The 2,318-nt window shown below is 61.2% G+C and carries 3 protein-coding genes; 1 reads left to right on the top strand and 2 read right to left on the bottom strand.

The window, feature by feature from the left end:
* Window positions 1–332 (top strand): L,D-transpeptidase Cds6 family protein (locus ADADOO_RS12730; RefSeq protein WP_511277876.1); only part of this gene is annotated, 332 nt, incomplete at its 5' end.
* A gap of 91 nt (window positions 333–423) precedes the next feature.
* On the opposite strand, the gene ADADOO_RS12725 is transcribed toward ADADOO_RS12730, so the two are convergent.
* Window positions 424–1,053: a YbhB/YbcL family Raf kinase inhibitor-like protein gene (locus tag ADADOO_RS12725; RefSeq protein WP_511277875.1), complete on the bottom strand. Its 630-nt coding sequence runs from the start codon at window positions 1,051–1,053 to the stop codon at window positions 424–426.
* Window positions 1,054–1,069: 16 nt separating this feature from the next.
* Window positions 1,070–2,318: murein biosynthesis integral membrane protein MurJ (murJ, locus tag ADADOO_RS12720; protein WP_511277874.1), on the bottom strand; the 1,249-nt coding region annotated here is incomplete at its 5' end.

Here is a 2,318-nt window from a genome sequence, read left to right as displayed (position 1 = left end):
CCCGCGACTACGCCGCCTACAGCGCCTTCTACGCCCCGACCTTCAGCCCGGACGGTGGCCTGACCCGGGAAGACTGGGCGCAACTGCGCCGCGGTCGCATCTCGGCCCGTGGTGACATCAACGTTGAGATCCAGGAGCTAAAAGTCCGGATGGACGGTAATGATCGCGCCTTCGCCGAATTCCGCCAGATCTACCAGTCGAAGGGCTACAACGACACGACGCAAAAGACCCTGGAAATGATCAAGGTGAACGGCCAGTGGCTGATCAACCGCGAGACGTCCATCCCGTGCGCTGGCAACACCGTGGGTGGCTGCAAAGGGCTGGTCAAGTAGGGCCGGCCTGACTCGGCCGGCAGAAACCGGCCCGCCTGAAAAGCCAAAGGCCATGCATTGCATGGCCTTTGGCGTTGACGGGGTGTTGAAATCAGGCCTGCAGGCTGGCGTTCAGCGTATACGTTCCGCTCAGGCTTGCTTCGGCCAGAACGTGGCCCTGAATGGCGGCACGGACTTCCGGGCCACCAAACTTGCCATCGAGTGGCAGCTTGTCAATATCCAGCGCATATGCCGTGAAGATGTAGTGATGGATGATCTCGTCGTTCCACGGCGGGCACGGGCCATCGTAGCCGTAGTAGTCGCCGCTCATGTCATGGTCGCCGGCGAACCAGTCGGTGTAATTATTGATGCCTTGTCGGCCCCCGGGCGCTGCTTGCGGCCCGGGTTTGCCGCGCGGCGTGATTTGATGGCTGAATTCGCCCTCGGCAATCGTGTTGAACGTCGCTGGCAGGTCGATCAGAACCCAGTGGAAGAAATCGATGCGGGGCAGGGTGGCGGGAACGCTTCGGCCTTCCTGATTGACGTCGTCACCCCGGCTGGGAACATCCGGATCGTGGCAGATGACGACAAAGGATTTCGTTTCGGCCGGGGCTCCACGCCAGGATAGATGGGGGTTAATGTTTTTGCCAAGGCAGACGTGGTGAGTCGGGTCCGGCGTACAAAAAGAATAGTCACCCGGAATCATTTGCCCATCTGAAAAGCTGGTGCTGGTCAGCTGCATCGTTACCCCTCCTGAATTACGCCGCCTGACGTCTGAAATCCCTCAGGCGGAAGCCAAGAATCCATAGTGTGCCGAAATAGGTGCTTGCGCCAAGCGGAACCAGCCAAGCCAAATGAATTGTCCGGTCGACGAAGCTCCTTTGCAACCAGCTTTTTTCTAAACCCATGCCAAACCACAGAATGCAGCCCATAACGATCAAAGCGATTAGCAATTTGCCGCTGAAGACTGGCCATCCTGCTTGTGGCTGGTAGATTTCCAGGCGGCGCAGGCCGCGATAAAGCATCAGGGCATTCAGGCAGGCAGCCAGGCCAATCGACAGGGCCAAACCGGCATGCGCCAGCCAGCCGACAAAGGCGAGGTTCATGATTTGTGTCGCGGCCAGCGAGATCAGCGCAATGCGCACCGGGGTCCGGATGTTCTGGCGGGCGTAAAAGCCGGGAGCCAGCACCTTGACGAGAATCATGCCGGTGAGCCCGATGGTGTAGGCAACCAGGGCTTCGCGGGTGCGGAAGACGTCTTCGGTCGAAAAGGCGCCGTGATAGAACAAGGCCGAGATCAGTGGCACGGCCAGGATGGCCAGCGCCAGAGCGGCCGGAGTGGCGAGGAGCAGGGTCAGGCGCAGGCCCCAGTCAAGCAGGCGGGAATATTCAACCGGGTTGTTGCTGGCGTGATAGCGCGACAGCGAGGGCAGCAGGATGGTGCCGAGCGCGGCGCCGAGCAGGCCGGAGGGGAATTCCATGAGGCGGTCGGCGTAATAAAGCCAGGACACGCTACCGGACTGGAGAAAGGAGGCGAAGATGGTGTTGATGAGCAGGCTGATCTGCGACACTGACACGCCAATCAGGGCAGGCGCCATGAGCTTCGTGATCCGCCGCACCCCGGGGTCGGCCCAGGCGGCGCGCCAGTCGAGCGAGGGGCGCGGCAACATGGCGATCTTTTTCAGGGCGGGAATCTGGATGGCGAGCTGGAGCAGGCCGCCAAGGAATACCGCCCAGCCGAGCACCAGCACGGGTGGGTCGAAATAGGGCGCGGCGAAGAGCGCCATGCCGATCACGGCAAGGTTGAGCAGGACGGGGGTGAAGGCCGGTAGTGCGAATCGGCTCCAGCTGTTGAGAATGCCGCCGGAGAGCGCGACGAGCGACATGAAGAAAATGTAGGGGAAGGCGATCCGGGTCAGTGTCACCGTCAGCTCGAACTTGCCTGCGTCTGCGGCAAAGCCGGGGGCCGACACCCAGACCAGTACAGGGGCTGTAGCAATACCAATG

Origin of the sequence: Azonexus sp. (genome assembly GCF_036170495.1) — a bacterium.
Lineage (GTDB): Bacteria > Pseudomonadota > Gammaproteobacteria > Burkholderiales > Rhodocyclaceae > Azonexus.
Note: the sequence above shows the minus strand (reverse complement) of the source record. Positions and strands in the feature narration are given on the sequence as shown.